The organism is Streptomyces sp. NPDC059649 (assembly GCF_042734445.1).
In the GTDB taxonomy this organism is placed as follows: Bacteria; Actinomycetota; Actinomycetes; order Streptomycetales; family Streptomycetaceae; genus Streptomyces.
Map to the genome: position 1 here is coordinate 138672 of NZ_JBHWDV010000007.1, position 26558 is coordinate 165229.

At 69.9% G+C, this 26558-nt stretch carries 28 protein-coding genes; 15 read left to right on the top strand and 13 right to left on the bottom strand.

The genetic code is table 11. From position 1 onward, the window contains the following. The first annotated feature begins 578 nt into the window (after positions 1-578). The 3 genes from ACFV1J_RS12140 to ACFV1J_RS12150 are packed head-to-tail and all read left to right on the top strand — an operon-like array spanning position 579 to position 3364. Positions 579-788 carry a ferredoxin gene (locus ACFV1J_RS12140; protein ID WP_385857226.1) on the top strand — a complete coding sequence of 70 codons (210 nt, stop codon included), beginning with the start codon at positions 579-581 and terminating at the stop codon, positions 786-788. Further along, on the top strand, positions 778-2148 hold the full coding sequence (locus tag ACFV1J_RS12145) for an NAD(P)/FAD-dependent oxidoreductase (protein ID WP_385857227.1): 1371 nt from the start codon (positions 778-780) through the stop codon (positions 2146-2148). Before ACFV1J_RS12140 ends, ACFV1J_RS12145 begins: the two co-directional genes overlap by 11 nt. Positions 2149-2179: 31 nt before the next feature. After that, complete coding sequence (locus tag ACFV1J_RS12150; RefSeq protein WP_385857228.1) at positions 2180-3364, top strand: cytochrome P450; 1185 nt, start codon at positions 2180-2182, stop codon at positions 3362-3364. Between the two features lie 181 nt (positions 3365-3545). Here the strand turns inward: ACFV1J_RS12150 and ACFV1J_RS12155 are convergent, their stop codons facing one another. Next, positions 3546-4235 carry an SDR family oxidoreductase gene (locus ACFV1J_RS12155; RefSeq protein ID WP_385857229.1) on the bottom strand — a complete coding sequence of 230 codons (690 nt, stop codon included), beginning with the start codon at positions 4233-4235 and terminating at the stop codon, positions 3546-3548. Further along, on the bottom strand, positions 4232-5128 hold the full coding sequence (locus tag ACFV1J_RS12160; RefSeq protein WP_385857230.1) for an NAD(P)H-binding protein: 897 nt from the start codon (positions 5126-5128) through the stop codon (positions 4232-4234). The genes ACFV1J_RS12155 and ACFV1J_RS12160 overlap by 4 nt, the downstream gene beginning before the upstream one ends. A 68-nt stretch (positions 5129-5196) precedes the next feature. Here ACFV1J_RS12160 and ACFV1J_RS12165 point away from each other — a divergent pair, with 68 nt between their 5' ends. Further along, on the top strand, positions 5197-6006 hold the full coding sequence (locus ACFV1J_RS12165) for a LysR family transcriptional regulator (protein ID WP_385857231.1): 810 nt from the start codon (positions 5197-5199) through the stop codon (positions 6004-6006). Between the two features lie 117 nt (positions 6007-6123). Here the strand turns inward: ACFV1J_RS12165 and ACFV1J_RS12170 are convergent, their stop codons facing one another. Continuing rightward, on the bottom strand, positions 6124-6786 hold the full coding sequence (locus ACFV1J_RS12170; protein WP_385857232.1) for a class I SAM-dependent methyltransferase: 663 nt from the start codon (positions 6784-6786) through the stop codon (positions 6124-6126). Between the two features lie 88 nt (positions 6787-6874). Continuing rightward, a complete protein-coding gene (locus tag ACFV1J_RS12175; RefSeq protein WP_385857233.1) occupies positions 6875-8047 on the bottom strand; it encodes a cytochrome P450 in 1173 nt (390 codons plus the stop codon). A 226-nt stretch (positions 8048-8273) separates the two neighbouring features. Here ACFV1J_RS12175 and ACFV1J_RS12180 point away from each other — a divergent pair, with 226 nt between their 5' ends. Further along, positions 8274-8762 carry a MarR family winged helix-turn-helix transcriptional regulator gene (locus ACFV1J_RS12180; RefSeq protein ID WP_385857234.1) on the top strand — a complete coding sequence of 163 codons (489 nt, stop codon included), beginning with the start codon at positions 8274-8276 and terminating at the stop codon, positions 8760-8762. Between the two features lie 157 nt (positions 8763-8919). Here ACFV1J_RS12180 and ACFV1J_RS12185 read toward each other — a convergent pair whose 3' ends face one another. Then, entirely contained in the window at positions 8920-9666 is a 747-nt protein-coding gene (locus ACFV1J_RS12185; RefSeq protein ID WP_385857235.1) for a dienelactone hydrolase family protein, read from the bottom strand. A gap of 754 nt (positions 9667-10420) precedes the next feature. Beyond that, on the bottom strand, positions 10421-11545 hold the full coding sequence (locus tag ACFV1J_RS12190) for an NAD(P)H-dependent flavin oxidoreductase (protein WP_385857236.1): 1125 nt from the start codon (positions 11543-11545) through the stop codon (positions 10421-10423). Here ACFV1J_RS12190 and ACFV1J_RS12195 point away from each other — a divergent pair. Both ACFV1J_RS12195 and ACFV1J_RS12200 read left to right on the top strand, forming a co-directional pair. Beyond that, positions 11530-11910 carry a winged helix-turn-helix transcriptional regulator gene (locus ACFV1J_RS12195; RefSeq protein WP_385857237.1) on the top strand — a complete coding sequence of 127 codons (381 nt, stop codon included), beginning with the start codon at positions 11530-11532 and terminating at the stop codon, positions 11908-11910. The two genes, ACFV1J_RS12190 and ACFV1J_RS12195, sit on opposite strands and share 16 nt — an antisense overlap. Before the next feature lie 289 nt (positions 11911-12199). Next, the gene (locus tag ACFV1J_RS12200; RefSeq protein ID WP_385857238.1) at positions 12200-13636 is read left to right on the top strand and encodes an oxygenase MpaB family protein; all 1437 of its coding nucleotides are present in this window, start codon (positions 12200-12202) and stop codon (positions 13634-13636) included. Positions 13637-13864: 228 nt separating this feature from the next. On the opposite strand, the gene ACFV1J_RS12205 is transcribed toward ACFV1J_RS12200, so the two are convergent. Continuing rightward, positions 13865-14437 carry a TetR/AcrR family transcriptional regulator gene (locus ACFV1J_RS12205; RefSeq protein WP_385857239.1) on the bottom strand — a complete coding sequence of 191 codons (573 nt, stop codon included), beginning with the start codon at positions 14435-14437 and terminating at the stop codon, positions 13865-13867. A 100-nt stretch (positions 14438-14537) separates the two neighbouring features. Between ACFV1J_RS12205 and ACFV1J_RS12210 the strand changes: the two genes are divergently transcribed. Both ACFV1J_RS12210 and ACFV1J_RS12215 read left to right on the top strand, forming a co-directional pair. Continuing rightward, positions 14538-14825, top strand: a complete 288-nt coding sequence (locus tag ACFV1J_RS12210) for an antibiotic biosynthesis monooxygenase (protein ID WP_385857240.1) — start codon at positions 14538-14540, stop codon at positions 14823-14825. A 197-nt stretch (positions 14826-15022) separates the two neighbouring features. Continuing rightward, complete coding sequence (locus tag ACFV1J_RS12215) at positions 15023-15988, top strand: helix-turn-helix domain-containing protein (RefSeq protein WP_385857241.1); 966 nt, start codon at positions 15023-15025, stop codon at positions 15986-15988. 137 nt (positions 15989-16125) lie between these two features. Here ACFV1J_RS12215 and ACFV1J_RS12220 read toward each other — a convergent pair whose 3' ends face one another. After that, positions 16126-17364: a GNAT family N-acetyltransferase gene (locus ACFV1J_RS12220; RefSeq protein ID WP_385857242.1), complete on the bottom strand. Its 1239-nt coding sequence runs from the start codon at positions 17362-17364 to the stop codon at positions 16126-16128. 220 nt (positions 17365-17584) lie between these two features. Next, a complete protein-coding gene (locus ACFV1J_RS12225) occupies positions 17585-18787 on the bottom strand; it encodes an FAD-binding oxidoreductase (protein WP_385857243.1) in 1203 nt (400 codons plus the stop codon). Positions 18788-19250: 463 nt separating this feature from the next. Here ACFV1J_RS12225 and ACFV1J_RS12230 point away from each other — a divergent pair, with 463 nt between their 5' ends. After that, the gene (locus ACFV1J_RS12230; protein WP_385857244.1) at positions 19251-19763 is read left to right on the top strand and encodes a hypothetical protein; all 513 of its coding nucleotides are present in this window, start codon (positions 19251-19253) and stop codon (positions 19761-19763) included. Between the two features lie 206 nt (positions 19764-19969). Here the strand turns inward: ACFV1J_RS12230 and ACFV1J_RS12235 are convergent, their stop codons facing one another. Together ACFV1J_RS12235 and ACFV1J_RS12240 are read right to left on the bottom strand one after the other, a co-directional pair. Then, on the bottom strand, positions 19970-20602 hold the full coding sequence (locus ACFV1J_RS12235) for a TetR family transcriptional regulator (RefSeq protein ID WP_385857245.1): 633 nt from the start codon (positions 20600-20602) through the stop codon (positions 19970-19972). A 94-nt stretch (positions 20603-20696) separates the two neighbouring features. Next, positions 20697-20927: a hypothetical protein gene (locus ACFV1J_RS12240; RefSeq protein WP_385857246.1), complete on the bottom strand. Its 231-nt coding sequence runs from the start codon at positions 20925-20927 to the stop codon at positions 20697-20699. Here ACFV1J_RS12240 and ACFV1J_RS12245 point away from each other — a divergent pair. The 4 genes from ACFV1J_RS12245 to ACFV1J_RS12260 all read left to right on the top strand — a co-directional run bounded on the left by ACFV1J_RS12245 (position 20926) and on the right by ACFV1J_RS12260 (position 24352). Then, positions 20926-21702 (top strand): SDR family oxidoreductase, encoded by a 777-nt coding sequence (locus tag ACFV1J_RS12245; RefSeq protein WP_385857247.1) that lies wholly within the window; start codon positions 20926-20928, stop codon positions 21700-21702. The two genes, ACFV1J_RS12240 and ACFV1J_RS12245, sit on opposite strands and share 2 nt — an antisense overlap. A gap of 183 nt (positions 21703-21885) precedes the next feature. Then, positions 21886-22356 (top strand): SRPBCC family protein, encoded by a 471-nt coding sequence (locus ACFV1J_RS12250; RefSeq protein WP_385857248.1) that lies wholly within the window; start codon positions 21886-21888, stop codon positions 22354-22356. 97 nt (positions 22357-22453) lie between these two features. Beyond that, positions 22454-23578: a S8 family peptidase gene (locus ACFV1J_RS12255; RefSeq protein WP_385857249.1), complete on the top strand. Its 1125-nt coding sequence runs from the start codon at positions 22454-22456 to the stop codon at positions 23576-23578. 249 nt (positions 23579-23827) lie between these two features. After that, positions 23828-24352 (top strand): MepB family protein, encoded by a 525-nt coding sequence (locus tag ACFV1J_RS12260; RefSeq protein WP_385857250.1) that lies wholly within the window; start codon positions 23828-23830, stop codon positions 24350-24352. Between the two features lie 277 nt (positions 24353-24629). Here the strand turns inward: ACFV1J_RS12260 and ACFV1J_RS12265 are convergent, their stop codons facing one another. Beyond that, positions 24630-24800, bottom strand: coding sequence for a hypothetical protein (locus ACFV1J_RS12265; RefSeq protein ID WP_385857251.1), 171 nt, complete (start codon positions 24798-24800; stop codon positions 24630-24632). Positions 24801-25002: 202 nt separating this feature from the next. Here ACFV1J_RS12265 and ACFV1J_RS12270 point away from each other — a divergent pair, with 202 nt between their 5' ends. After that, the gene (locus ACFV1J_RS12270; RefSeq protein ID WP_385857252.1) at positions 25003-25866 is read left to right on the top strand and encodes a hypothetical protein; all 864 of its coding nucleotides are present in this window, start codon (positions 25003-25005) and stop codon (positions 25864-25866) included. 50 nt (positions 25867-25916) lie between these two features. On the opposite strand, the gene ACFV1J_RS12275 is transcribed toward ACFV1J_RS12270, so the two are convergent. Continuing rightward, a complete protein-coding gene (locus ACFV1J_RS12275; protein WP_385857253.1) occupies positions 25917-26465 on the bottom strand; it encodes a carbonic anhydrase in 549 nt (182 codons plus the stop codon). Positions 26466-26558 lie beyond the last annotated feature (93 nt).

Here is a 26558-nt window from a genome sequence, read left to right on the forward strand (position 1 = left end):
AGGGCGGATATACCGGCGCCTGGGCTCGACCGCTCGAATCGGCCGCATATGAATCCCTATCGCCTTGACTCCTGGGCGTGCTGATACTCCGACAGCTGGTAGTCGAGACGGACTTCACCGAGCTGTTGCGCGAGGGGCGGTGCGGCCGGCCGGTCGGCTCGCTGGACACGTCCACCCGCCGTCGTACTCGATCACGTAGTGGGCACGCATGGTCTCCACGCGGCCGAGCCGAGCCCCTTCAGTCGGCCGGGAGAGGTCAGTTGGGCCGCCAGAGGCCCTGGAGGCGTCAGACACCAGGGCCGGGCCGACGGGACCTGTTCCCGGCACATCGCGCGCAGGCTCAGCCAGCGGCCGGTACGGAGCGGAACCATGCGGCCCCGGCGCCCGCGTCAGCTGGGCAACCACACGTGCAGAGCGGCACGGAGCCGGCCGGCGGCCACCGCCGCCGTGACGCCGTGACGCCGTGACGAGGGGCCCGCCCATCAGCTTGTCGGGCCACCGGGCGAGGCCGTGCGGGCGGTCCGGTCTCGCTCCATGCTGGATATGAGGGGGTTGAGGCGACGGAGGAAGTGGTGAGGATGCGGACCGTTGTGGACCTCACGCGCTGCCAGGGCTATGCGCAGTGCGTGTTCCTCGCGCCGGAAGTGTTCCAACTGCACGGGGAGGAGGGGTTGCTGTACACCCCGGCCATCCCCGACGACCAGGTCGAACGGGTGCGCCAGGCCGCGGCAGCATGCCCGGTCCAGGCGATCCTCCTCGGTGAGGAGGTGAGCGCCGGTGCCCGGTGACCTCAAGGACGGCCGCATCGTCATCGTCGGCGCGTCGCTGGCCGGGCTGAGGGCCGCCGAGGCGCTGCGCGCGGAGGGCTTCACCGGCTCACTGACCGTGGTCGGGGACGAACCCCATCCGCCCTATGACCGGCCCCCGCTGTCGAAACAGGTGCTCCTCGGCCGGGCGGCCGCGGACACCACCGGGCTGCCGATGCGGCGCGACCCCGACGCCGACTGGCGGCTGGGCGTACAGGCCACCGGGCTGGACCCCCTCGAGAAGCGGGTGGAGCTGGAGAACGGCGACTCGCTGCCGTTCGACCGGGTCCTGATCACCACCGGGACCCGTGCGCGTCCCTGGCCGAACCCGGAGGAGGCCGCCCTGGAAGGGGTGTTCACGCTGCGTACCCGGGACGAAGCGGGGAGCCTGGCCGAGCGACTGGCAGCCGGGCCGCAGCGGGTGCTGGTGATCGGTGCCGGTTTCACCGGCTCGGAGATCGCCTCGGCCTGCCGGGAAAGAGGGCTGGAGGTCACCGTCGCCGAACGCGGCCCCGCGCCCCTGGTGGGCGCGCTGGGCGGCACCCTGTCGAGGCTCGCGGCCGTCATGCAGCGCAACCACGGCGTCGACCTGCGCTGCGGGGTCACGGTGACCGCCCTGCGCGGCGACGGGAACAGCCGGTTCACCGGTGCGGAGCTGTCCGACGGTAGCCGCGTCGAGGCGGACCTGTGTGTCGTGGCGCTGGGAGCGGTCCGCAATGTGGAGTGGCTCGCGGAGTCCGGGCTGGCCGCGGGCCGGCGCGGGATCGCCTGTGACGCAGGCTGCCGGGCCTTCACCATGTACGGGATCGTCAGCGATGACATCTTCGTGGCCGGGGACGTGTCCCGCTTTCCCCACCCGCTGTTCGGATACCAGATGCTCTCCCTGGAGCACTGGGGCAACGCGGTCGCACAGGCCGAGGTGGCGGCCCACAACATGATCAATCCGGGGCCGCTGCAGCGCCCGCACCTGGCGATCCCGATGTTCTGGTCGACCCAGTTCGGGTTCAACATCAAGTCGGTGGGTGTGCCCACCTTCTCCGACCATGTGGTCATTGCCCAGGGCTCGCTGGAGGCGCGCCGTCTGGCGATGGTCTACGGCTACCAGGGGCGGGTCACCGCCGCGGTCACCGTCGACATGGCCAAGTCGCTCGATTACTACCGGTACTTGATCGAGACGGCTGCTCCGTTCCCGCCCCCGGCCGGTGCGGCGGACCGTGCGATCGCGGCCGACATCCCGATCCCGTCCGACGTGCCGGACCCGAAGGAGCTGTCCCACGGCCCCACCGTGGCGCTCACCGGCTATCTGCCCGATCGCCGACTGACCGTGGTACGGCCCGGCTGAGCCACGTCCCGCCCCACCACGAGGAATCACCATGCAGCCCGACACCTTGCTGGCACGCATCACCGACTACACCAGTCGCCCCCACCCCTACCCGCTGTACGCGGAGCTGCGCGAGGCCGGTCCCGTGGTGCAGCAGGCGGACGGCAGCTGCCTGGTCGGCACCTACCACGAGATCGCCGCCCTGCTCCACGACCCGCGGATGAGTGTCGATCCCCGTACCCGTGGCGAGATGACGCACAAGCCGCCGTTCCTGCGGCTCGACGACCCCGAGCACCACCGGCTGCGCACGTTGGCCATGCGGCCGTTCGGCCCGCCGCACAGCCCGGGCCGGGTCGATGCCATGCGCGGTGAGATCGACCGGATCACCAAGGAACTGATGGAGCCGTTCGAGGCGGGCGGGCAGATCGACATCGTCGACGATTTCGCCTACCCGCTGCCGGTCACGGTGATCTGCCGCCTGCTCGGCGTGCCGCGCGAGGACGAGGCGCTGTTCCGCGCCTGGTCCGACGCTCTGGTCGCATCCGCCGACGTCCGGCCCGAAGAGGACACCACCGAGGCGGACAAGGCGGGCGAACAGGCACGGGTCGAGATGGGCGGGTACCTGGTGAACCTCGCCGAGCAGCGCCGTGGCCGGCCGGGCGACGACATGCTCTCCGCCTTCGTCAACGAGCCGGACCCGGCCCTGCGGCTCACCCAGGAGGAACTCGCGGAAACCGCCGTGCTCCTCCTCATCGCCGGACACGAGACCACGGTCAACCTGATCACCAACGGGGTGCTCACCCTGCTGCGCCACCGCGAGCACCTGGACCACCTGCGGCGGGCGCCCGACCTGCTGCCGCGAGCGGTGGAGGAACTGCTGCGCTACGAGCCCCCGGTCCACATGCGGGAGCGCCTTCCCCTCGCCGACATCAACGTCAGCGGTACCACGATTCCCGCCGGCACGACCGTCATCCTGGTGCTGGCCTCGGGCAACCGCGACCCCAAGCGGTTCTCCGACCCCGACCGGTTCGATCCCACCCGCCCGGACATCGAGCACCTCGCCTTCGGCGGCGGCATCCACCTGTGCTTCGGCGGGCCCCTCGCCCGTATCGAGGCCCAGTCCGCGCTCGGCGCGCTGTTGCCGCTCCTCGGTACGGCCCGCCTGGTGGAGGACCCGCCCCCCTACCGGCAGAACGCCATGCTCCGCGGACCCCGCCACCTGCCCGTCCACCTTTGACGGCGGGACCGTTGCCGGGGTCGGTACGGCTTGCCTTCCTGGGGGCGTCGGTGAGCGTCGCCACCTGCTCTTTCCCATGCCGCACCCGCCTCGCCCACATCGCCCGCCGCCCCGTCGTCGAGCCGGAACGGAGCACCGGGCTGTGGTCGTCTCCCGGCGGATGACGGCATTCCGGCGACGGCTACCAGGGCACGGGCTGGCCCTGGTAGTTGAGGAACCGCAGACCCGGTTCGCCGCTGTGGCGGTCGATCGTGTCCGCCACGCCCGGGATGGACTCGTCGATCGTCAACGGCGCGTCGGGGCCGCCGAGTTGGGTGCGGACGTGGCCGGGACAGAGGAGCAGCAACGTGTGCGCGGCATCGGCGTACCGGGCGGCGTAGCTGCGCATCAGCTGGTTCAGGGCGGATTTGCTGGCTCGGTAGACGTCCTGACCGCCGTTGGTGTTCAGGCCGAGGCTGCCTTGGCGCGAGGACATGATGCCGATCGTCCCGGTCGGCGCCACCAGCGAGCGGAGGGACTCGACCACGCGCATCGGGCTGAGCGCATTGGTGACCATGACGTCGACGAACATCTCCGTCGGGACCTCGCCCACGGGAACGTTGCCCCGCGCGATGGCGGCGTTGACGAACAGCAGATCCAGGGTGCGGTCCGCCAGGCGTTCGCGCAACGCGGCGATCTGCTCCGGCTCCGTCATGTCCAACGATTCGACGGTGACGCGACCCCCGGATGCCTCGGCCAGGTCGTGGAGGCCGGTGCGCCGATCGCCCCGGACGGTCCCGATGACGTCCCAGCCCCGGTGGGCGTACTCGGTGGCCAGGCCGAGCCCGAGGGCCCGGGACGCCCCGACGATGAGGGCGGTTCCGGCGCTCATGCCTGGACCGCCGGCCTGAGGACCTGCTCGCACCACTCACGGAAGGACGTGGGGCTCGCGGTCTGCGCGGTGCGCCGCACCCCGTCGTCGAGGCCGTCGGCCTTGGCCCGCATCATGTCGAGGTAGCCCTGCACGAGCGCGTCCGGCATGCCTCGTCCGGCGAGTGCCTGGCGCAAGTCGTCGAACGTCTGCTGTTCGTAGCGGACCGGGCGGCCGAGCACGTCGGACATGATGCGCGCCAGGTCGTTCGGCGAAAGGTCCTCGGGGCCCAGCACCGGGACCTCGCCCGTCCCCGTCCACGAGCGGTCGAGCAGCAGGTCGGCGGCGGCCGCGGCGATGTCCCGGGTGGCGACCACCGGCCCCTTGCGGTCGGCGGTGTCGGTGCCGGTGAACACGCCGTCGTCGCGGATCGAAGCCACCTGCCACAGCAGGTTGTCGATGAATGTCGGGTTGGCGAGCGCCCGGTAGGCCACGCCCGAACCCGCGATGAGGTCGTCCATGGCCAGCGACGCCGTCACGTGCCCGGCGCGGCCGGCGACGGGGGTGTCCCGGCCGAGCGCCGAGACGCCGACGACGTGTCCGACTCCATGGGTCGTGAACGCCTTCGCGGCGGCGCGGGTGAACTCGGAGTACATGGCGGCCAGGCTCGGCGCCTGGGGGTTTGAGGGAACCAGCCAGAAGACGGCGTCCGCGCCGGTGAAGGCCCGGTCGACGACCTCCGCGTCGCCGTGCGAGCCGGTGACGACGTCGACCCGGGCGCGGACCGCGTCGGGGAGTTTCCCGGGGTCACGCACGATGACGCGGAGCGCTTCGCCGCGTGTGCGGGTCTCGTTGAGGAGGATCTCCAGGAGCCGGCTGCCGATCTGGCCGGTGGGAGCGGTAATGACGATCATGCTTTTGAGTCTCGGGCCGGCCGTTCGTGGCGTCCAATACCCTTCCCGACGATTGATACCTTCAGGGCATGGATCTCGATCTGCGCAAACTCCGCTACTTCGCCACGCTGGCCGAGCATGGGCACTTCGGCCGCGCAGCGGAACAGCTGTATATCGCCCAGCCGGTTCTCAGCCGCCAAATCAAGGCGCTGGAGCGGGAGTTGGGGTGCACACTCCTGTTGCGGACCACCCGCAGCGTGGAGCTGACCGCCGCCGGCACGCAGCTCTACGAGGAGGCGCAGCAGATCCTCCCGTCGGTCGCCGCGGCGGTCCGCCGTGTCCACGACGTCGATCAAGGCGTCCAACGGCTGGTGGTCGCCTTCTCACCGGGCCTGCCCGTATCGGAGGCGATCCGGGCCTTCACGGCGCGCCACGCGGACGTCGAGATCGACGTCGTCCCGGCCCGCTGGTGGGAGCAGGACCGACCGCTCCGGGACGGCCGGGCCCAAGTCGGCTATCTGCGGCGGCCGTTCGACGAATCGGGTTTGCGCATCATTCCCATCGGCCACGATCCCAGGGTCGCCTGCATGCCCGCGACGCACGCCCTGGCGGATCGCCCGGAGCTCACCACCGCGGACCTCAACGGCGAGCGGATGCTCGACGCACCAGAGCGGCGGACCTCGTCCCTTGAGGAAAAGTTCGAGCTCATCGCCTCCGGGCACGGCATCGCCCTCATCCCGCTGAGCGTCGCGCGGTCCTACTCCCGCCCCGACCTCGTCCACCTCCCCGTCACGGACGCCACGGGGATCGAGACCTGCCTGGCCGTTGCCGCGGACCGACGCGAGAAGCTACTGCGCGACTTCCTGGAGATCGCCGCCGCGACACTGCGGCATGCCTGAGCGGCACGCGCGCTCCGCGTTCCGAGCGATCGTGCAAGTGCAAGCAATTGTGGCGACCAACCGTGGCGATCAACCGTGGCCGTGGCGACAACCCCGAGGCCCGCCGCCGGTATGCAGTCAGGCAGCCTCTGTCTGGGCTTTGCGGGCGAGCAGTTGGACTTCCTGGAACTGCCGTCGGTCGGTGGGCTGGGGCTCGCGAACCATCCGGGCCACCTCTGCCAACCCGGACTTGCGCAGCATCGCGGCGAGGTGATCAGGCCACCAACGATAGGCCGGCGCAACGGTGTGATCGAAGACCTGCGTCGGGTGCGACGGACCATCGGTTGCCGAGAAGGCGATCAGAAGGTGGCCGCCCGGCGCCAGCACACGGTGGAACTCCGCCAGGATGGCGGGGAGTTCCGGCGGCGGAGTGTGGATGACGGACCAACGAGAGAGTACGCCGTCCAGCACGCCGTCAGCGATGTCCAAGGCAGCCATCGAGCCCACGTCGAACTGCAGGCCCGGATAGGCCTGTCGAGCCAACTTGATCATCACGGGAGAGGCATCAACACCGAACGCCGCCAGTCCCAGCTCCTCCAGATAAGCGGTGATGTGGCCAGGCCCACATCCCACGTCCGCGACCCGACCGTTCCCACTCGCGCGTACGGCCTCGGCGAAGACACCCAGGATCGCACGGTCCAGGGGGCGGTCGCGCAGCGTGTCGCGGAACAGCTCCGCATAGGTGTGGGCAGCTGTGTCGTAGGCCTCGCTGGTGGCGCTGAGGGCATCGTGTTCAACCATGCTCGCGACAGTAGTCCTTGACGCTCACCAAGTCTGCGACACGGACCTGGGGCCCGGGCCCCGGCGTCATCGTCGTGTGCGCGACCCCTCAGTGTCGGCCGTGCAGTGTGACGGGGAGAGCAGTCAGTCGGCTTCCTTGCAGCCCGCCAGTGGAGGCCTGCTGAAGCTCGGCAAAGGGGATGGCGAGGCAGGCTTGGGGAAAGTCGGTGCGCAGTACGGTGATCACCGCACGCAGTTCGAGTTGTGCGAGTTGGGCGCCGATGCAGAAGTGCGGGCCGGCGCCGAAGGTCAGGTCTGGTCCGGGTGAGCGGGCTGGGTCGGTGTTGATGCCCTGGATGTCGACGAGCACGGGTGCTCGGGAGGGAAGTCGCGTTCCGGCGAGTTCGATCTCGACGGTGGTGAACCGCCAAAGAGTGAAAGGGGCGGGCGGGTGCTGCCTGAGCGTCTCACGGACCAGTTCGTCGATTCTCCCTTCGTCGGCCGAGGGCTGGTGCGGGCCGTCCGCGAGGGCGTGCGCTATCAAGGTGCCGAGGGCGGCGTCGGTGGTGAGCTGTCCGGCGAAGATCAACGCGAACAAGTGGTACCGCAACTGCTCTTGGGTGGTGTGTGCGGGGACCCGGTCACGCAGCTCGGCGGCGAGTCCCCGGCCGTTGTCGCCGAGCCCGGAAGCGGCGAGTTCGGCGAGTGCGGCGATCGCGCCGCCCTGTGCGCCGGGCCGTTTGCTGAGCATCTGCCCGCAGGCGTCGGCGGCTTGGTCGACGTGTTCGAGGGGGATGCCCAGCAGGTCAAGCAGGACGGTGAGCGGATAGCGGGTGGTGAAGCCGGCCATGAGGTCGATCTCCGTGCGGTCGGCGGCCAGCTCGGTGAGTAACTTCCGGGCGATCGCGTGGATCCGATCGGACTGCTCGACGATCCGTTGGGCGTTGAGGAGCGGAGCGTGGGCGCGCCGCAGTTCGGCGTGTTCGGGGCCGTCGAGGGTGGTGAGGGACGGCTGCTCAGCGGCGGTCTGCTCAAGTCCGGCGGTGTAACGATCCCAGCCGGGAGGCGCGAACGCGGGGTCCTTGGAGATTCGGGGGTCGAGGAGCACCTCGCGTGCCAGGGCGTGGTCGGTCACGATCCACGCCCGTCCTTCGGTCGGGGCGTCCACTTGGACGAGGGGGCCGGCGGTGCGCAGGGCGGCGTGGACCGGGTCGGGTTCGGTGATGCTGCGGACGGTTGCGGCGAACGGGTCGATGCCTTCGAGGTAGGGGGCGTTCAGCATCTGGGACTCCATGAGTAGGGAGAGGGGAGGGGAAGGGAAGGCGACGGGGCGAGTGATGACGATCCGGTACGTGTCGCCTCCCTTATGCCTCCGCGCTAAAGTAACTCCATGAGCAAAATACTTCATGGTGAAGTAACTTCGCGACGAAGCTATGCTGCTCGGCGACAGGCTGTCAACGCGTGCCGGCGAAATGAACCGTCGGCTGCAAAGGGAAGGGAGGGGCCTGGTGGACGCATCGGTGCCCGGTGAAATCGCGGCGCAGCGCGAGCAGTTGGCCGAAGAGCTCAAGGCCTACGGTGCGAGCTTCACTGAACTGGGCCGACGCTTCGCCGCTCAGATCGGCGTGCACGCCACCGATGCTTTCGCGCTGCTGGAGATCGCCTCGGCGGAAGCCAGGGGCGCCCCGCTGTCCCCGGCTCTGCTCAGCAGCCGCATCCCGCTGTCCTCGGGGGCCATGACCGCACTGCTCAACCGCCTCGAACGGGCCGGGTACGTCATCCGTACCCGCGAACACACCGACCGGCGGATCGTCACCCTGCGCAGCACTCCCCAGGCCAAGGAACGCGCTGATGCGTTCTTCGGCCCCGTCAACGCACGCCAGGACGCCGTGTTGTCCCGGTACCCGTCCGAGCTGCTTCAGCAACTCGAGACCGTCCTGACCCAACTGCGCTCCGCCATGGACATTCAGCTCACACGGCAGGCCGGGGACGTATGACGAGTGATCGACCGTCCGGCATCTCCAGCGGGAGCCGCTTCAACAGGCGGTTTCCCGCGTCTGTCGGGAACCGGACTTTCGCGAAAGACAGGTGAGGGGAGAACTGGGAGCCCCGGCGTTCTCCCCTCACCTGGAACCCCAGCAGATCAGTAGCCCCTCATGCGCCAGATGCACCGCACAGGACAGTTACGGGCAGGCACTCGGCCAGCAGGTTGACGATGTCGCGCCAGGCCCGCTGCGCATGCTGTGGGTGGTAGCCGACGCCGGGGCGCACGGTGTGGTCGACCGTTGGGTGGTGGAAGGCGTGCAGGGCTCCGCCGTAGACCACCAGGCGCCAGTCGACGCCCGCGGCCTGCATCTCGGCGGTGAACGCGTCCCGTTGCGCGGGCGGCATGATCGGGTCCTCCGATCCGACCCCGGCCCACACGGGGCAACGGATGCGCGCCGCCTCGCCCGGTCGGCCCGTGGTCAGTGCGTTGACCGTCCCGATCGCGCGCAGGTCGACGCCGTCGCGCCCGAGTTCCAGGGCGATCGCGCCGCCGGTGCCGTAGCCGATGGCGGCGATCTGGTCCGGGTCGGTGCGTGGTTCGGCGCGCAGCACATCGAGTGCCGAGTGGCCGATGTCCCGCATCCGGTCGGGGTCGGCGAGCAGCGGCATGCAACGGGCCAGCATCTCCTCGGGGTCGCCCAGATAGCGCCCGCCGTGGAGGTCGAAGGCCAGCGCCACGTATCCCAGCTCAGCCAGGGCATCGGCTCGTCGGCGCTCGACGTCGCTGAGTCCCAGACCCTCGGGCCCGATCAGGACTGCGGGCCGGCGGTCGACACCGGCGGGCAGCGCGAGGTGCCCGATCATCGTGAGGCCGTCGGCCGGGTAGGCGACCGGGCGCGTGGTAATCGTCGTCATGGGACTGGAATGTAGTGATCGCCGCACCGGGTCGGTCCGGTCTTCACTGTCGGCAGAACAGCGTGGGTAGGGAGCGGTGCTCCTGATTGGTGTCTCGGGCGAAGACGGTGAACGTGCGCCGCAGGCTCGGAGCAACTCGGAGCAATGGGCGGCGGTTCGCACCGCCAGCACGCCCAGCCGCTCCACACCGTCGACCAGAGGCATCCAGAGAATGACGCCGTCGTCGGAGTCGACACCTCTGGGGAAAATGTGGCGGTACGCCCAGCCGGCCGACGAGTCGGCCACCGACAGCGGCTGCAACGTTTCGTCGAGTGGAATGAGCACTCGTTGTTGCAGGTCGACGAGGTAGATCAGCGCGGTGTCCAGGCCGAGGGCCGAAGCGCACCGGTTCGCCAGGTCGGGCAGTTCGAACGGCAGGGGTCTGCGCTTCAGTGATCAGCTCTTCCAACCGACTCTCGTCGACGGCGGCGCCGGAACCGACGGACGCGTGCGGTGGGTCAGACATGTCAGACACGGGGTTCACCCCTTCCGCGCCCAGTCTCACACCCATCCGGTCATCGCGCCGATCCATGGTGATGGCACGAACCCGAACCCAACGATCGTCGACCTTCGCCGGCAAACGATCACTCTTGACTGGCCCGGGACACTCTCGTCGTCGAGCACGGTCTGTCAGGAGCCAGGAGCCAGGAGCCAGGAGCCGGGAGCCAGGAGCCAGGAGCCGGGAGCCGGGAGCCGGGAGCCGGGAGCCGCAGCGTCAGCTGGTGTGCGTCCGCCGCGTGAGGGCTGTGGCATCCGCGGCGATGTCCGCCACGATGCGGCCCGCCGGGGCGACGTCGTGGACGAGTCCGGCGCTCTGGCCCGCGTAGAGCGCGAGAGCCTCGACGTCGCCCGACATGCCGGGCGCGGGGACCATGTCGTCGTAGCGTGACCAGGCCCGTCCGTCGGCGCTCCGGGCCACCACGGCGCCTTCGCCGGGGCGGTTCGGCGCGGCTGGGCGGTCCGCGGCCTCCCAGGCGCGGAGCGTGGAGTTGCGCAGCGCACGATGCGGGGCGTTGGGCCAGCCGCCGTCGAAGCACCGTGTGTGCACCGCGTCCTGCGGTGCCGCCTGGATGACGGCTTGCCGGTAGACCTCGTGTGTGGCCGCCTCGGATGCCGTGAGGAATCGGGTGCCCAGCCATCCGGCCTGGGCCCCGAGAGCCAGTGCGGCGGCGAGCCCGCGCCCGTCGGCGATGCCGCCGGCCGCGATGACGGGTACCGGGTGTACGGCGTCCACGACCGCCGGCACCAGCGCCATGGTGGTGACGTCCCCGCGCACGTGGCCGCCCGCTTCACACCCTTGGGCCACGATCACGTCGACGCCTGCGGCAACGGCGCGTACGGCCTCGGCGACGGAACCGACCGTGTGGAGATGCAGGGAACCGGCCGAGTGCACGCGTTCGGTGACGGCCGCAGGATCACCCCAGAACGTCGAGATGACCGGCACGCTTTCCGCCAGGCAGGCGTCGAGAAGCTCATCGACCGGGAAGTCCAGTACGAGGTTCGCGGCGAAGGGCCTTGGTGTCATCCGCCGGACCTGCCGGATCCTGCGCACCGCCTCCTCGGCGGTGACCCAGGTCAGAGCAAGGGTGCCGAGTCCTCCCGCGTCGGCCACCGCGGCCACCAGCTCCGTGGTGACCGCGGACCCGATGGGCGCCTGCACCACGGGTACCTCGATGCCCAGTTGGCGGCGCAGGGGAGTGGTCAACGTCGTCATGCGGACCTCCACACGCTGGGTGGTTCGATTTCCGAATCGATCGGCGATGCTAACGTTTCGAAATCCGAAACGCCAGGGGCGTGGGTCAGTAGGAGCGAAGGAGGAGCGCGATGGGCACACCGACACCAGGACGGCCGGTGCGTGGCTCGACCACCGGACGCCCGCTCATGGCCGCGCTCGATCTGTTCGGCCGGCGTTGGAGCCTCCGCGTGGTGTGGGAACTCCACGAAGGCGCCCTGGGGTTCCGTGCCCTGCGCCGACGCTGCGGCGACATGTCCTCCAGCGTGCTGCGCCAACGCCTCGTCGAGCTCATCGAGGCACGTCTGGTGTACCAGGACCCCGACGGCCAGTACGCCCTCACCGCGCTGGGGCGACAAGCCCACGCAGCGCTCAGCCCCCTCGTCGACTGGTCCGCGACCTGGGCCGCCGAACTGGCCGAGCACTCCTCCGACGACGACACCGCTACCGCCGACGCCCCGGATATCCCCTAGCGGCGTCTCCCCGCACCACTGTGCCGGCCACGGCTCGCGAGCGGCGGATGCCGGTGCGTGCCGCGCGGACCGGCGAGCGTTGCCCGGTCGCGGCAGGTGGGGCGGCAAACCCGCGGAGCCGCCAGATGGCAAACCCGCCGGGCCATCAGATGGCAAACCCGCCGGGCCGCCAGATCGCCCGGACGTGTGGATTCACCCGTGCGTGACTTCCAAGTACCGCTCTGTGACGGCTACTTGTACTGAGTCGCGCAACAACGATCACCCCGAAGCCACCCCCAGGGAGACGCTCGTGACCACTGTCCTGCCCGGCCCTGACACCCTGCTGCGCCGCACCCTCGGCGATCGGCGGATCGCCCTGGTGGCATGGCGGCTGCTGGTGCTGCAGAACGCCGATCCGGGCGTCGCCGCCGGCCTCGCGGAGTTCTCGACCTACCGCGCGCATCCCTGGCGGCGGGTGGAGCACACCATGGAAAGCGGCCATCGGCTGTTCTTCTCCGACCGCGAGGGGCTGCGCCGCGAGATCGCCCGCCTGGAGCGGGCGCACCGTCGCATCAAAGGCACCGACGACCAGGGCCGGTCGTTCACCGCGCTGGATCCGGCGGTGCGGGTCTGGGTGCTGGTGACGCTGTACGAGTCGATGACGGCGATGGGCGAACTGTCCGGTGCCCCGCTCGACCACGCCCAACGCGACCAACTCTATGCCGAGTTCCGCTCCGTGTGCGCCGAGTTCGCACTGCCGGCGGAGCTCTTCCCGGCCACCGCCGCGGATGTGCCCGCCTACGTGGAACGCACCATCCGCGAACGCCTGGAGTACACCGCGGCCGCACACGACCTGCTGTTCCAGATGCTGCGTCAGGCCCCGGCCCCGCGCCGCCTCGGCCGTCTCCGCCCCGCCTGGCCGCTCATGCGTCCGGTGATCGCCCGCATGCTGACCGCCCTGACCCTCGCGGACTTGCCGCCCTCCTTCCGCGAGCGGTTCGGCCTGCGTCGCAGCCGTAGCGCCGCCGGCCTGTCCTGGGTGCTGCACCACGGCATGCGCCACCTCATGGCGCAACTGCCGGAGCGGCTCCGCTACGGCACCCCGGGAGTTCCCCGGCCGGCCGACCCGCGGGCCGCCGGCGCGCCCCAGGGCCACGGTGACACCACGCCGGCCGGGCGTGTGCCGCGGCCCTGCCGGTCCGGCCGCCGCAGCCCGCGCCGGGCGCGGGTGGAGGCGTTCTTCCGGCAGGTGCTGGACCAGACCGGCGACGGATACCTCACCGCGCCCGACCTCCAGGCCATGGCACACAACGTGTGCTGGCACCTGGAACTGGACGAGCGCCGGGAAGCCGAGGTGTACGCGGGATTCGACACGTGGTGGCAGCACATCCGGGAGAGCATGGACACCGACGGCGACGGCCGGGTCTCCCGCGGTGAGTTCACCACCGCCATGCTCGCCGGCATCGACCGCGACCCCGAATACCTCCACAAGGGACTGCACGCCGCGCTGCGCGCGCTCTTCCGCGCGGCGGACACCGACGGCAGCGGGTCCCTGGGAGCCGACGAATACCGCGTCCTCTTCGGCGGCTCCCGCATCCACCCGGCAGAACTCAACCACGGCTTCCGCCAACTCGACGCCGACGGCGACGGACAGATCACCGAAGAGGAATTCCTCGACGCGTTCACCGAGTACTTCACCGCCCACGCCGACACCGCCGCCGGCGCCCAACTCCTCGGCCGCCCCTGACGCGACGCAGCACGAGGGCGCCGGCACGTCAGCATGTCAGCACGACGGCGCCGGCCCGGCGCCGTACCGGTTTGGAAGCGTTCTGACGGGGGCACCGCCCGCCGGGAGGGCGCGCGGCTCGACAGCCATCCGATCCGTGCGGTCCCGTTTTCGCGCTCCGGTTCCGGTTCTCGCACTCCGGCGTTTCCGCACTCCGGCGTTGCCGGCGGCCAGGGCCCTGCCGAGGTGTCATTCAGCGGGGTTGTCACGCGGCACGTCGAGGATGATGTCGGAGGCGCGGGCGATGACCGGGGCGCGGGTGCCGCCAGGGTGGTCGGCGGCGAGGAAGTGGCTGCCGATGGCCGTGCAGAAGGCGAGCAGGGCACGGGCCTCGATCTCGTCGGGGTCGGTGCAGAAGGTGCTGATCGCGTCGCGCGCCAACTGAATGCGCTTGTTGTCCACGCGGCGCAGGCGGTCGGCGACGGTCTGGTCGCGGCGGGCCCATTCGCGGATGGCCAGGTCGATGGGGAGCAGGCGGTCGCTGGAGAAGGTGAGCTTCCCGGCCAAGCGGACCTTGTCCCGCGCGTCGCCGCCCTCCTGCTCGACCCGGGCGATGACGTCGTCAACGCTCTCGCGCTCCCAGGTGTCCAGCATTTCGGCCAGCAGGGCGTCACGGTCGGCGAAGTACCCGTAGAAGCCGCCCTTGGTCACCCCCAGCGTCTTGGCGAGTGTCTCGACCCGCACCGTGTCCACCCCGCCTGCGGCCAGCGCCTGCAGTCCTGCCTCGATCCACTTCTCCCGCGGTGTGCGCAATGCGCCCATCTGTGGCTCACCTCACTCTGCAAGACCTGCTGTTGTACGGGGTCGTATAACGGCCTAAGGTTGCGTTGTACGGCATCGTACAACCCGAGGAGGACGCGTCATGTCATTCGGTTTCGTTGCCTTCCACTACCCCGCTCCCGAGCACCTCGAGGTGTTCGTTCGCCAGTGCCACGAGGTCGCCGAGGCGACGCGGCGCCAGCCTGGCTTCCTGTCCGTCGGGGTATGGGTCACCCCGGCCGGCGACGCCGTCGTCACCACCGGCGCGTTCGAGTCCGAGGAGGCCTTCTTGGCGGCGGCCGAAGTCGGCCGCGAGATGGGCGCGACACCCGACGGCCTGAGTGATCTGGAGGTCAGGCCCCGCGAGGTCCACTTCCTTGTGTCGCGCTAGGAAAGCCGACCGGGATCAACGCCTGGCTTTGCCACACCTGTTGGGGAACTGTCCGTGAGGAGCCCGCCCGTTGGGGCCTCCCCGTTGGGGTCGTCCGGCGTGGCCACAGTCAGCCAGTGGGCGGAAGCCGCCGCCACGGCCAGTCACGGACCCCTTGGACGCGCCTTGGGACACAGCGCCCTACACGAGGAGGAAGAATGATGGAGACGGTCTTCAGCAGTGGTGATGTGCCGGGGCCGGACCGATTCGGTGTCTGGCGTGAACACCTGGCCAAGACGATCTGTCCGATGGAGACCAGCAGCGAGTATTCGGGGAACTTCCACGCTGAGCTGCGCAGTCTCCAGCTGGGGCCGATATCGGTTGTGCCAACGAAGGTTCAGCCGGTCACGGGGCTGCGGACAGCCAAGTTGATACGGCGATCCGACCCGGAGTGCTACACCCTCGCCCTCCTCCTACAAGGAACACTGGGCATCCGCCACGCCGGTCATGAAGCGGTGCACGGTGCCCAGCAGATGTATGTCGTCGACACCTCACGCCCCTGGGAGAGCATGGCCGGCTCAGTGACGTCGGTGGGAATGGGGATACCCAAGGAGTTACTGCCGTTTCCTGCCCACAGCGTTGACCGGTTTCTGGCCCGCTCCTTATCCGGCCGGGACGGAATCGGAGCCCTGCTCACGCAATTCCTTACGCGCCTGGCCACCGACACCACGCCCTACCGGCCCGCAGACACTGCTCGGCTGGGCACGGTGGCCCTGGACCTGCTCACCGCCACCCTCGCCCACCACCTGGAAGCCGACGACCAGGTGCCCCCCGAATCCCACCGTCGCACTCTGATCCTGCGCATCCAAGCCTTCATTCACCGGCATCTGGCCGACCCGGACCTGCGGCCCCCGGCCATCGCAGCCGCGCACCACATCTCCACCAGCTACCTTCACCGCCTCTTCCAACACGAAGAGACCACCGTTGCCGCATGGATCCGCCGACAGCGTCTCGAACGCGCCCGCCGCGAACTCGCCGACCCCACCTGGCGCACCACCCCCATCCACGCCATCGCCATGCGCTGCGGGTTCGCCCATGCGGCCGACTTCACCCGTGCGTTCCGCACCGCGTATGGCATGCCACCAAGGGACTACCGGATGTCGGCCTGCCCCCTGACCGGGTAGCCAGGTCTCCGGGTGGCCATGTCGCAGGCTCCCAGGCCCACGATCCCTCTCACGCATCACCACCTGATGTGAAGAGCGTGCGAGGGCCACCAGCAGCATCTGAGGGCCCTGGAGAGTGCGCAGCTGCGTGCGCGGGGTCAGAACCAGTGCAGGCAGTGCGGGGGACGTTCGGTGCGGAAGAGGGCGTCGGCGAGGGTGGCCGCGCCCGGGCGGTGGGCCCGGATGTGTCCGGCACGCACGAGCGTGCTCGGGGCGGTGCCGCCGAGGTAGACCGAGCCCAGATCGCTCACGTCCAGGGACAGGTCGGGCTCCCGGTCCGTCGGGACGCAGTCGGCCTTGCCGTCCCGAACGGTCAGCAGATAGCGACCGCGCTCGCCGAGGAACGGGTCGTCGACGTCGAGGACGAGCTCGCCGTCGAGGGACCAGCCGCGCGCGGTCAGCGCACGCGGGACGTCCAACAGCCGCACCCAGAGCCAGTCCGCGTCATCGCTCACCTGGGCGGCGCGGAAGTCCGCAAACTGCCGGCGCAGCGGGTGCTCGGGCGGGACGTGCTTGAACACGACCTGACTGACCAAGTCGTGTCCGAGCACGAACCGGGCCAGGGCCGTGAAGACGGCGTCGTCGGTGGTGATGGTCTCGTCGACCGTCAAGGTGTAGTCGGGGTCGCCGGTCGCATAGCTGGCGTACCCGTCCGGGACGCCGTCGGCGTCGCGGTGGACGGCGACGTAGCGCGGCGCCGGCGAGATCGGTGGCTGCCCCGCGCGCAAGGCCCACCAGCGGTGCGGGCGGGACAGCGCGCCGGGCTGTGCGCGGCGGTACCGGTCGTAGACCTCTTCCAGGATCTCGCCGCACTCGGCACGTCGCAGCACCTCGACCGAGCCGGTGTCCGACCCGGTCGCCGGCGCGTCGGCCGTTCCACGCGCCCGGGGCAGGGCGAAGGCGGCCTTGTGGCGCGGCACCGTCAGCCGTTGCGTGTAGGTCGCCGGTCCGTAGCCGAACCTGCGGTAGATCACGGCCTCGGAGGCCAGCAGTACGGAGAGGAACTCCCCCCGGGCCCGAAACTCGGCGAGCTGATGCCGCATCATCGAGCTGAGCACGCCCCGGCGGCGGTGCGAGGGCAGGACGCCGACGGCGGTCACCCCACTGGCCGGGACGAGGATCTCACCGGGCAGGGTGAGCTCGAAGGAGTACGCACCGGCGGTGCCGACGGGCCGCCCGTCCGCCGTCACGGCGAGGAGGTTGCGGTCCATTTCGAGCGCCGCCCACCAGACCCCGCCGCCACCCTCGGTCGGCGTCTCCGGGAAGCGCCCGAACGCGGCATGGAGTGTGTCGACGAAGACGTCGAAATCCTGGTCGGTCGTGGGACGGATCTCCATTGCTGCCGCTGCCTCCCCGGGATACCGGCACCACGACTCGTGGTGCCCCGCCACAGTGCAGCGTTGACCCGTGGCCAGGTCAAGCGGATTACGGCCGGGCCGGCGGCCGGTCCCAGCAACTCCCACTCCAACTTCAACTTCGCGCTCTGCTGATCGCTTCCACTTCGTGCTCTGCTGATCGCCATGGGCTGAGATACAGGTCTTCTCGTGATCGGGGCCCTTACGCCCTCAACAGGCTCTGTGCGAAGTCGAAGACCCGGTCCGGGTCGTAGTCGTGTGCGACGGAACGCAGACGCGGCAGGTTCGGACCGTAGTAGCACGTCGCCCAGTCAGGCAGTGCCGGGTCGATGTAGTTCACATAGCCCCCGTTGATCCCCAGATCCGCCAGCCCCGCCACCACCTCGCCGACGTTGCGCGTCACCTCGTCTTCGGACGCTGCCGTGGCAGTCGCATAGATCTGCGCGGTGGCAAACGCGGCACGGTGCGGAAAGGCGGACTGCTGCGCACCGACATCGGCCACCGCGCCACCGAGGGCGTCCAGGATGAGCGACATCCCCGTACGGCCGGTGAGCAGGGCGACCACACGGCCCGGGTCGGGCGTGGGCGAGCTCAGCACCCGCGACGATGCCACGAACGCTTCCCGGTCAGGCTTGCCGGAGAAGAAACGCATCGCGTTGAAGTAGTCCCGGTCCTGGACCGTACGCCGGGTGGGAATCACACCGGCGCGGGCGATCAGATCGTCCAGCAGCGGACCGCAGCCGCTGCTCGGCCCCACGAAACAGCCGGCGACCCGGCAACTGGGCACCGCGCCGCTGGAGATGTTCAGATTCGCCCAGAGTTCCCGCGGTGCGTCCGTGATCCACGGCTGCCACGCAGTGAACACCTCGGTCACCTTTCCCGCGGGGAAGAGGAGCAGGAACACGGTGAGTGCTGGCGCCGGATCGGTGGCGAAGGTGAAGCGTGTGACGATCCCGAAGTTTCCCCCGCCTCCTCCGCGCAGAGCCCAGAAGAGGTCCGGGGTGCGGGTCGCGGTGGCGGTGATGGTCCGCCCGTCGGCGGTGACCAGGTCGGCCGACACCAGGTGGTCACAGGTGAGCCCGAACTTACGCTGGAGTACGCCGATTCCGCCGCCCAGTGCCACTCCGGAGATGCCGACGGTGAAACAGGAGCCGCCGGGCAGACAGCGGTTCGCCTGGCTGAGACCGGTGTAGACGTCCCGGAGCGACGCACCGGCGCCGACGGTCGCGGTGCCGTCCGCCTGGACCGTCACCGCTGACATCGGGCGCAGGTCGAGGACGAGACCGCGGCGCGGAGCCGAGTAGCCGACGTAGGAATGGCCACCACTGCGGGCAGCCAGCGGCACCTGGTTCGCGGCCGCCAGTACGCCCTGACGGACGTCCTCCGCCGACTCGCACTGGGCCACTGCCGCGGGTATGTGGTCATCATTGAGTGGGTTGAACAGCTTCCGGGCATCCTCGAAACCGGGATTTCCCGGACGCAGTAGTGGTCCCCGCATGCGTTCGCGCAAGCGGTCCCAATCCACTTTTGCCTTGAGCGGGCCGACGACCGCCGACGTTTCCCGAGGCGCGTGGAAAAGCGGAGCCCGCGCCATGGCCACCATCTCCTCTGCCGAAATTCGAGGAAAGCGGGTGCGTGCCCAGTAGGCGTTGAACAGCATCAAGCTAACACGTGGTAATGACCCCCTCCAGTCGATCACGACCGCTCGCCACACGGTCCTGATCGAGTGGCACGGCGCACGGGACGTCTGCCAGGCAGGGCGCGGCGTGCGATCGGCAACCCCTCGTGGATGTCGTCGCGGGTGCGGGTGCGGGTGCGGGTGCGGGTGGGGGCGCGGAGCGAGCAATGGCGTACGGCAGAATCCCGCTGTGACGTATTCCGCAGTGACGCCGATGGGGATCCTGGCCGGCTTGGAAGTGGGCATGGCAGAGCTGTCCACGCCGATGCGGGTGTACGTGGCGGCCGGGCGGTTCACCGAGCCGGAACCCGATCTGCCCGAACTGGCGGCTCGCATCCGCCTGTTGCTGGCCGAGATCGCGGCGGACGAGGCATGGCGGCGCTTCCTTCCCGGATACGCCCCGCCGCCCGTCCGGGAGATCTGCGCCGCTTTGGAGCCGGTGGAGATGCACGAGGCCGCCGCGTTCCTGGCTGGGCTCGCGGCCGTTGACCTGGTCTGGCCGAGCCACCGGCACCTGCCCGCCGAGGTCGCCGAGCGCGCGGCGGACCGGGTGGTGTCCCTGCTCGGACCGGAGGCCAGCTGGTGGACCAACCACGACGCCGGATGTGGCGCAGTGAACGGCCTCACCCCTGTATTCGACAGCCTGCTCGCAGGGACGGACGGTGAGCACTTCGCGCTGGCCCTGCAGATCGCCGACGACTGAGCGACCCGCCCGGCCCGGTACGAGTGATCACCCGTATCACTGAGTGTGGGCGCACAGTATGGATGCACAGTGTGGACACCCGGCGCACCCGCCAATCAGCTCTGAAAACAACACTCCAGGTCAATACTGCCGGTCCTGACCCACGCCCTGACCCGCGCCCTGACCCGTCGGACAGGCCCGTCGGACAGGCCCATTGGCATTCCTGGCTACTTGTCGGCGGATGGCCCGGTCCTTACCTGGAGCTCGTCGAGTCGCAGAAACGCCACGGCGCGGCGCATCAGGTCGACGAGCTCCTCGGGCTCGTCCTGCCAGGCCCAGTGCTCCATGGCGACGGTGAACGCGTCCAGCACCGCGGTGGTCATCAGACGCACTTCGAGACTGTCGACAGGGGCCGCCGCCCGGGACGCCAGCGCGGGCGCGAGCCGTTCCTGCATCTCCCGACCCGCGGCGAGCCAGCGCATCCTCAGGACGGGGACGGTCCCCAAGACGCGGACCAGTCGGCGGGCCCGGGCGGCGTCCTCCAGGCGCCGCTCGGCCGTCGCCGTCCCGAAGGACGCCTCGATGGCGGCGCTGAGCGGTTCCTCGACGGGATGTTCCACGAGGACGTCCACGAGTTGGCCGACACCGGAGGCGAAAAGGGGGGTGAGAGCGTCTTCCTTCGTCGGGCAATAGCGGTAGAAGTTGCGCAGGGAGAGGCCCGCGGCCGAGGCGATGTCCTCGACCGTGGTCGCCTCATAGCCGCGGTCGGCGAACAGGGCTGCCGCGGCCTCCGCGATCTCCAGCCGAGTCTGCCTGCGCTGATGTTCCGTCAGGGACGGACGGCCCCGCGCTGCCGCCATCGTGTGCTCCTTGCCGTGTTCCACCTTGGCCTGCATTCTCGCAGAAATTTATTGGCGCGCTGTGCCAATAAAGCGTATGTTGATCAACGACTGATCAGACGTCGATCGGCCAGTCGTCGATCGGCCAGCGGTCGATGCCTCTGCCGGGGACCGTGCCGTCGCGCTGTCTCTGCATGCCGGCGCCGCGGTGGAGCCGCGCGGCGAACGGCCAATGCGATCGGTGGCCGGTGACGTGTGACCGGCAATCGACGGCCGCCTGGTCAATGGCCGAGGCACGGTGATCAGTCACCGGTGCACATCCAGCGTCGACGAAGGAGCGGACCATGTCCCGCACTTACCTCATCACCGGAGCTTCCTCCGGCATCGGCAAGGCCACCGCAACCAGCCTCAAGCAGCAGGGACACACGGTCATCGGCGCCGACCTCAAGGACGCCGATATCGTTGCCGACCTCGCCACCCCCGACGGCCGGGCCCAACTGGTCCAACAGGCAAACGAGTTGAGCGGTGGGCGACTCGATGCCGTGATCGCGGGCGCCGGCCTCGCCGGTTTCGCCCCCCGAGCCGTCAGCGTCAACTACTTCGGCGCGGTCGCCACGTTGGAAGGGCTGCGCCCCCTGCTGGCCGCCGGCACAGACCCGCGCGCCGTCGTCATCACGTCGGTCGCCTCCGTCCACCCTCACGACACGGCCATCGCCGACGCGGCGCTCGCCGGTGACGAGGAAGCGGCGCTGACCGCCGCCCAGGCAGCGGTCGACCGGGGAGAGGGCTATGCGATCTACGGCTCGACCAAGGCCGCCATCGCCCGATGGGTGCGCCGCACCGCCGTGACTGCCGACTGGGCGGGCGCCGGTATTCCCCTCAACGCCATCGCTCCCGGAACCGTCGTCACCCCCATGACCGAACCCATGCTGGCCAGCCCGGACGTGCGCGAGATCATCGATGCGACCGTCCCCATGCCGCTCCACGGCCACGCCCAGCCGGCACAGATCGCTCCCCTCCTGACCTGGCTCACCTCTCCCGCGAACGAACTGGTCACCGGCCAGGTCGTCTTCATCGACGGCGGCGCCGACGCCGTACTGCGCGGCGACGACACTTGGTGAGCCGTCGACGAAACGACCGACCGGAGACAACCCGCAGTCAGCCCCATCCGCAGTCAGCGCCAACCGCAGTCATGGCCAACCGCAGTCATGGCCAGTCCACAGTCATGGCCAATCTGCAGTCATCGCCATCCGCAGTCATGGCCATCACAGTCATCGCGCTCCGCAGTCATCGGAGGCTCACCCGTGCACACGCTCACCCGCACCACCGTCGTCACCGCCGCCCCAGATGCTGTCTGGCAGATCATCGGCAGGTTCGGTGGCCTCGCCGACTGGCACCCCCTGCTTCCGCCGTCGATGATCGAGGACGGCGCCGACCCCGAGACGCCCGGAGCGGTGCAGGCGTTCTCCGTCAACGGCCAAGTAGTCATCCGGGAACGGCTCCTGGAGAAGAGCGACGCGCGCCGGATGCTCTCGTACACCATCCATGAATCCGCCGTCCCCGTCTCCGATTACGTCGCCACGCTGTCCGTACACCCGCACGACGCGGGCGCCGAGATCCGCTGGACCGCGACATACGAGGCCGCCGACGAACTCGTCCCCGGGATCGAGAAGCACTTCGGCGACAACGTCTACGCCACGGGCCTGAACGCCCTTGAAGAACGCTTCGCCCGGCCCGCTCAGGGGCCGTCCGGCAAGTCCTCATGGGGCCCGTAGCCACCATCCTTGGGCCCGCCCGCCCCGCCGGAACCGCCCGGCCCGTGTGGTCGTCTTGTGCGCTGACTGTGTACGAAGCGGGGATGTGGGGGGCGTTGTGACGCGGAATGTGATGAAGGCCGGTCTCGTGGTGGTGGCCATGGCGACGGTGTTCGGGGTCTCGGCCTGCGGCGGGCAAGCCGGCGCGGCGGCCGGAGGGAGCGGCGAGACGCTCCCCGCGCACGGGAAGGCGAAGCCCATGGCGGCCTCCGGGGACGGCCCGTCGTCCGGCTCGGCGCCGGTGTCTCCCGGCACCGTGGGGAAGCCGTCCGGGATCGCGCGGACCACGGCGTCGCCCATCACCCGCAAGGTGCCGTGGAACCTGGACATTCTCGACCAGCGGTCGCGGCCGCTGAACGGGAAGTTCACCACCACCGCCACGGGCAAGGGCGTTCACGTCTATGTGATCGACACCGGTATGGACATCGCCCACAAGGAGTTCGGCGGACGCGCCCACCTCGGCGCCGACTTCGTGGGCCCGAAGGACTCCGGTGACTGCTTCAGCGAGGCGGGGACCGGCCACGGCACGTTCGTCGCGGGCATCATCGGCGGGGCGCGGTACGGGGTGGCGCCCAAGGCGGAGCTCGTACGGGTCCAGGGCATCCTGTGCGAGAGCGGGGGCGGCGGCTCCCCGGCGGCGGCCGAGGCGGCCTTGGTGAAGTCGGTCAAGTGGGTCACCGCACACGCGCAGAAGCCTGCCGTGGTGAACATGTCGCTCAACCTCGATCACCGATCGGCGGCCCTGGAGTCCGCCGTGAAGAGGATGGTCGACGCGGGAATCCCGACGGTGGTGTCGGCCGGCAACTTCCATGACGACGCCTGCAAGCACTCGCCGGCCGGCGTTCCCGGCACGATCGTCGTGGCGGCCTCCACCGCGAACGACCGCGTGTGGAGCGACAGCGACTCCTACGGCTCGGGCTACGGGCGGTGCGTGGACCTGTACGCCCCTGGCCAGAAGGTGACCGCCGCCCTCGCCGGCGGCGGTACGGCCACGGAGAACGACGGCGCGACGTCCTGGGCCGCGCCGCACGCGACCGGCGTGATCGCGCTGTACCTGTCGGCGCATCCCCACGCCACGGCACACGAGGTCCATGTCTGGCTCGACCACACAGCCACCCGCGGTGTCGTGCACGGAGTCCGTTCCGATACTCCCAACCGGCTGCTCAACACTGGCGGCCTCTGACCTGCCCCGGCCCCTGACTGGCCCGGCCGCCCCCGTCGTACGGTCGCCCAAGCACCGCGCCGCACCGGAAGCGGTCCGGGTGACGATGGTGTACCAGGGGCTCCCCGGTGCTGATGTGTCCGGTACGGCTTGCCCGTGCCTGGGGCAACTTCAACCTGCATGCGTCCGTACACAGGGTGGGTCGGCCTTGCGTCGCGGGGCGGGTGGGGGCTGAGTCAGGGCGCACGGGCGGGGTGGCAGGATGGCGGCATGGTGACGAATCAGCCGTGGGCGGGGCTTCACGGTGATCTGCTGGCGGCGAAGGCGTTGGTGTACGACCCGAGCGGTTTTGCCTGCTCGCTGCCGGTGCCCGAACCGGAAAGCAGTGAGTACGCGGCTTGCCGGTTCACGCTCGACGGCGGCTCCGTCCGGTTCCGGGTGGCCAAGACCACACCAACGAAGGTGGGCCAGTTCGTCACCGTGTGGCAGCGGTCCAAGGAGGGGCCGATCCGGCCCTTCGACGCCGATGACGGGGTGGACCTCTTCGTCATCAGCAGCCGTGACGACGACGGCTTTGGACAGTTCGTGTTCCCGCGCGAGGTGTTGTGCGCGCGCGACATCGTCTCCCGCAACGGCTCCGGCGGGAAGCGGGGGTTCCGTGTGTATCCGCCGTGGGTGACCCCGACCAACCGGCAGGCCCGCAGTACCCAGGCGTGGCAGGTGAACTACTTCTTCCACCTTGACCGGGACGGGTCCGCCGACCTGACGCGCGCCCGCGCCCTCTACCACCCGTAGGTGCCTGTTGCTGCCGCGGCGTCCAGCTGTTGGGCCGGGACCAGTCCTGACAGGGGACTCGGCATCCGGCCCGCGATGCCGCGTCACAGGACGGAGCCCAGTCAGCCACCGCGAAGCATCCGTACGAGTACCAAGCGGGGCGACCAGGAGCCGACGAGGGGGCTGGTCGCCTGCTGTGCCTGCCGGCCCACAGCTGTCCGGGCGGCATTCCTACGGAGACCAGCTGGCTGGGCTCCGTCGGATCTCCTGCCGGGGTACCCAGGCACAGTGGGGCCGCCTACCCGAGGCCGAGGCCGAGGACGGCGCTGACGATCGAGGTGAAACCGGCGCCCGCACCGATACCGATATGGGTGCTGCCCACCGCAGAGGCGGCGGAGGCTGACCCCAGGGTCAGCAGCACGGCTGCCAGTGGAACGGTCACGAGCTGAAGGACGTGACGGCTACGCATGGAACCTCCCGGAATTGTGGATGCCCTCCAGGGCATGCCCACGCCCGCGATCGACCTTCACGTCATGGGTTGATCTTTCAGCCGATCGGCGGGATGCCACCGCCCGCGCCCGCCAACCTTTACGGAGCTGACCGGTGAATCCTGGTCGGTGATCGAACGAAACAGGTGGCCGACGCCGCACGGGCGTGGTTACCGTGCGCGGATGTCGTACCAACTCGACGCCGTCATAGGCGACTTCGACCAGTTGCGGAGCTGGGCTGAGGAAGTACCGGGTGCGGTGGTCGCCCCGCTCGCACAGCGCATGGGGCTGCTGGTGCCGCCCCCCACGCTCCGCGACGACGTGGCGCGCATGCTGTGTGACCTCTCCACGGGCGGTCCGGTCGCTCATGTCGAAGCGGAATTCTGGGGCGGCGACGGGCATCAGACCGCCGCGGTGTGGCGGGCCGGTGCACGGGAATGGGGGCCGGAGCACACCTCGGAATTCGACGGTCCGCGGGAGCACTGGCCGATCAACGCGGCGCTCGCCCGGATCGGCGTGGTGCCGCCCGGCCCAGGCGCGCCGGACCACCATGACCTGTTCGTGGAAGTGGGTCTCGGGCAGGGCCGGGACGAGGAAGACTGGCGCCGGGCCGCCTCGAAGGCGTACGACGCGGCCGACTATGACGAGTGGTACGCCAACGAGCAGGCCGAACGCGAGCGAGCGGAGCGCGTCGCGGCCGAGCGAGCCCGGTACGAGCGGCTGCCCGGAGTTCCGGTGGTCCTCAACGGCAAGGAAATCATCGCGCTGCTCGGCATACCCCAAGGCCGTACGATCGGGGCGGCCGTCCGCCACCTCCAGCAACTCCACCTCGAACGCGGCTCCTTGCCCCGTGAGGAAGCCGAAGCCGCGCTGTGTGCCTGGGCTGCAGAGCATCATGGCCTGGACCCTGCCCCGGGCAGTCAAGCCGATGGCGATGGCGATGGTGAGGGCGATGGTGAGGGCGATGGCGCTCCCACTCGCTCGTCCGGAAGACTGGCATCTACCGAGCGCTCCGCGTCACACAGCCTTGAGAACGGGCCTCGATAGCAGCGCCAGGTCCGCCAGTCCGAGCATTTCCGTCTGTCTCTGCACGTTGGTCAGGAGGGCGCGCCGGAGAGGACTTCGACCTTGCCCGTGTCGAGTGAGTAGTAGGCGCCGACCACGGCGAGGGTGCCCTTCGCCACGAGCGGGGCCAGGTCCTGGTTGGAGCGCAGATCGGCCGCGGTCAAGGTGACCTGGGCACGGGCCATGGTCTCCACCGGGTCGGCGCCGCCTTCCCGGACCGCCTGCTCGTATGCCGGCCGCAGGGCCCTGACGATCGCTTGCAGGTTGCCGGGCAGTGGTTTGCCGTCACGAAGGGATTTGTACGCCGCAGCGACGGCCCCGCAGCGTTGATGCCCGAGGACCATGACGAGCGGGGTGCCGCTCGTCATGGGCCCGTACTCGACGGAGCCCGTGACCACCGGTTCGACCGCCTCCCCGCCCGTGCGCATCACGTAAAGGTCGCCCAGACCGGTATCGAAGAGGAGCTCAGGCGGCACTCGGGAGTCGATGCACGAGAGGATCGCGCCGAAGGGCTCCTGCTCCTGGGCCACGAACTGACGTCGGTCCGGATCCCGGTCTGGATGGTGAAGGTCTCCGCTCACCCAGCGCTTGTTGCCTGCCATCAGTCGCGCGAATGCCGTGGCGGGAGTGGTCGGCCGTGCTTGGGGCGATGCGGTGGTCGTCTGGGCGGCCCG

What these genes read in the sequence shown, in the direction of transcription:
- ACFV1J_RS12140 (WP_385857226.1), top strand. Translation starts at nt 579, where the DNA reads ATGCGGACCGTTGTGGACCTCACGCGCTGCCAGGGCTATGCGCAGTGC.
- ACFV1J_RS12150 (WP_385857228.1), top strand. Translation starts at nt 2,180, where the DNA reads ATGCAGCCCGACACCTTGCTGGCACGCATCACCGACTACACCAGTCGC.
- ACFV1J_RS12155 (WP_385857229.1), bottom strand. Translation starts at nt 4,235, where the DNA reads ATGAGCGCCGGAACCGCCCTCATCGTCGGGGCGTCCCGGGCCCTCGGG.
- ACFV1J_RS12160 (WP_385857230.1), bottom strand. Translation starts at nt 5,128, where the DNA reads ATGATCGTCATTACCGCTCCCACCGGCCAGATCGGCAGCCGGCTCCTG.
- ACFV1J_RS12165 (WP_385857231.1), top strand. Translation starts at nt 5,197, where the DNA reads ATGGATCTCGATCTGCGCAAACTCCGCTACTTCGCCACGCTGGCCGAG.
- ACFV1J_RS12170 (WP_385857232.1), bottom strand. Translation starts at nt 6,786, where the DNA reads ATGGTTGAACACGATGCCCTCAGCGCCACCAGCGAGGCCTACGACACA.
- ACFV1J_RS12175 (WP_385857233.1), bottom strand. Translation starts at nt 8,047, where the DNA reads ATGCTGAACGCCCCCTACCTCGAAGGCATCGACCCGTTCGCCGCAACC.
- ACFV1J_RS12185 (WP_385857235.1), bottom strand. Translation starts at nt 9,666, where the DNA reads ATGACGACGATTACCACGCGCCCGGTCGCCTACCCGGCCGACGGCCTC.
- ACFV1J_RS12195 (WP_385857237.1), top strand. Translation starts at nt 11,530, where the DNA reads ATGGGCACACCGACACCAGGACGGCCGGTGCGTGGCTCGACCACCGGA.
- ACFV1J_RS12205 (WP_385857239.1), bottom strand. Translation starts at nt 14,437, where the DNA reads ATGGGCGCATTGCGCACACCGCGGGAGAAGTGGATCGAGGCAGGACTG.
- ACFV1J_RS12210 (WP_385857240.1), top strand. Translation starts at nt 14,538, where the DNA reads ATGTCATTCGGTTTCGTTGCCTTCCACTACCCCGCTCCCGAGCACCTC.
- ACFV1J_RS12215 (WP_385857241.1), top strand. Translation starts at nt 15,023, where the DNA reads ATGATGGAGACGGTCTTCAGCAGTGGTGATGTGCCGGGGCCGGACCGA.
- ACFV1J_RS12220 (WP_385857242.1), bottom strand. Translation starts at nt 17,364, where the DNA reads ATGGAGATCCGTCCCACGACCGACCAGGATTTCGACGTCTTCGTCGAC.
- ACFV1J_RS12235 (WP_385857245.1), bottom strand. Translation starts at nt 20,602, where the DNA reads ATGGCGGCAGCGCGGGGCCGTCCGTCCCTGACGGAACATCAGCGCAGG.
- ACFV1J_RS12245 (WP_385857247.1), top strand. Translation starts at nt 20,926, where the DNA reads ATGTCCCGCACTTACCTCATCACCGGAGCTTCCTCCGGCATCGGCAAG.
- ACFV1J_RS12240 (WP_385857246.1), bottom strand. Translation starts at nt 20,927, where the DNA reads ATGGTCCGCTCCTTCGTCGACGCTGGATGTGCACCGGTGACTGATCAC.
- ACFV1J_RS12260 (WP_385857250.1), top strand. Translation starts at nt 23,828, where the DNA reads ATGGTGACGAATCAGCCGTGGGCGGGGCTTCACGGTGATCTGCTGGCG.
- ACFV1J_RS12265 (WP_385857251.1), bottom strand. Translation starts at nt 24,800, where the DNA reads ATGCGTAGCCGTCACGTCCTTCAGCTCGTGACCGTTCCACTGGCAGCC.
- ACFV1J_RS12270 (WP_385857252.1), top strand. Translation starts at nt 25,003, where the DNA reads ATGTCGTACCAACTCGACGCCGTCATAGGCGACTTCGACCAGTTGCGG.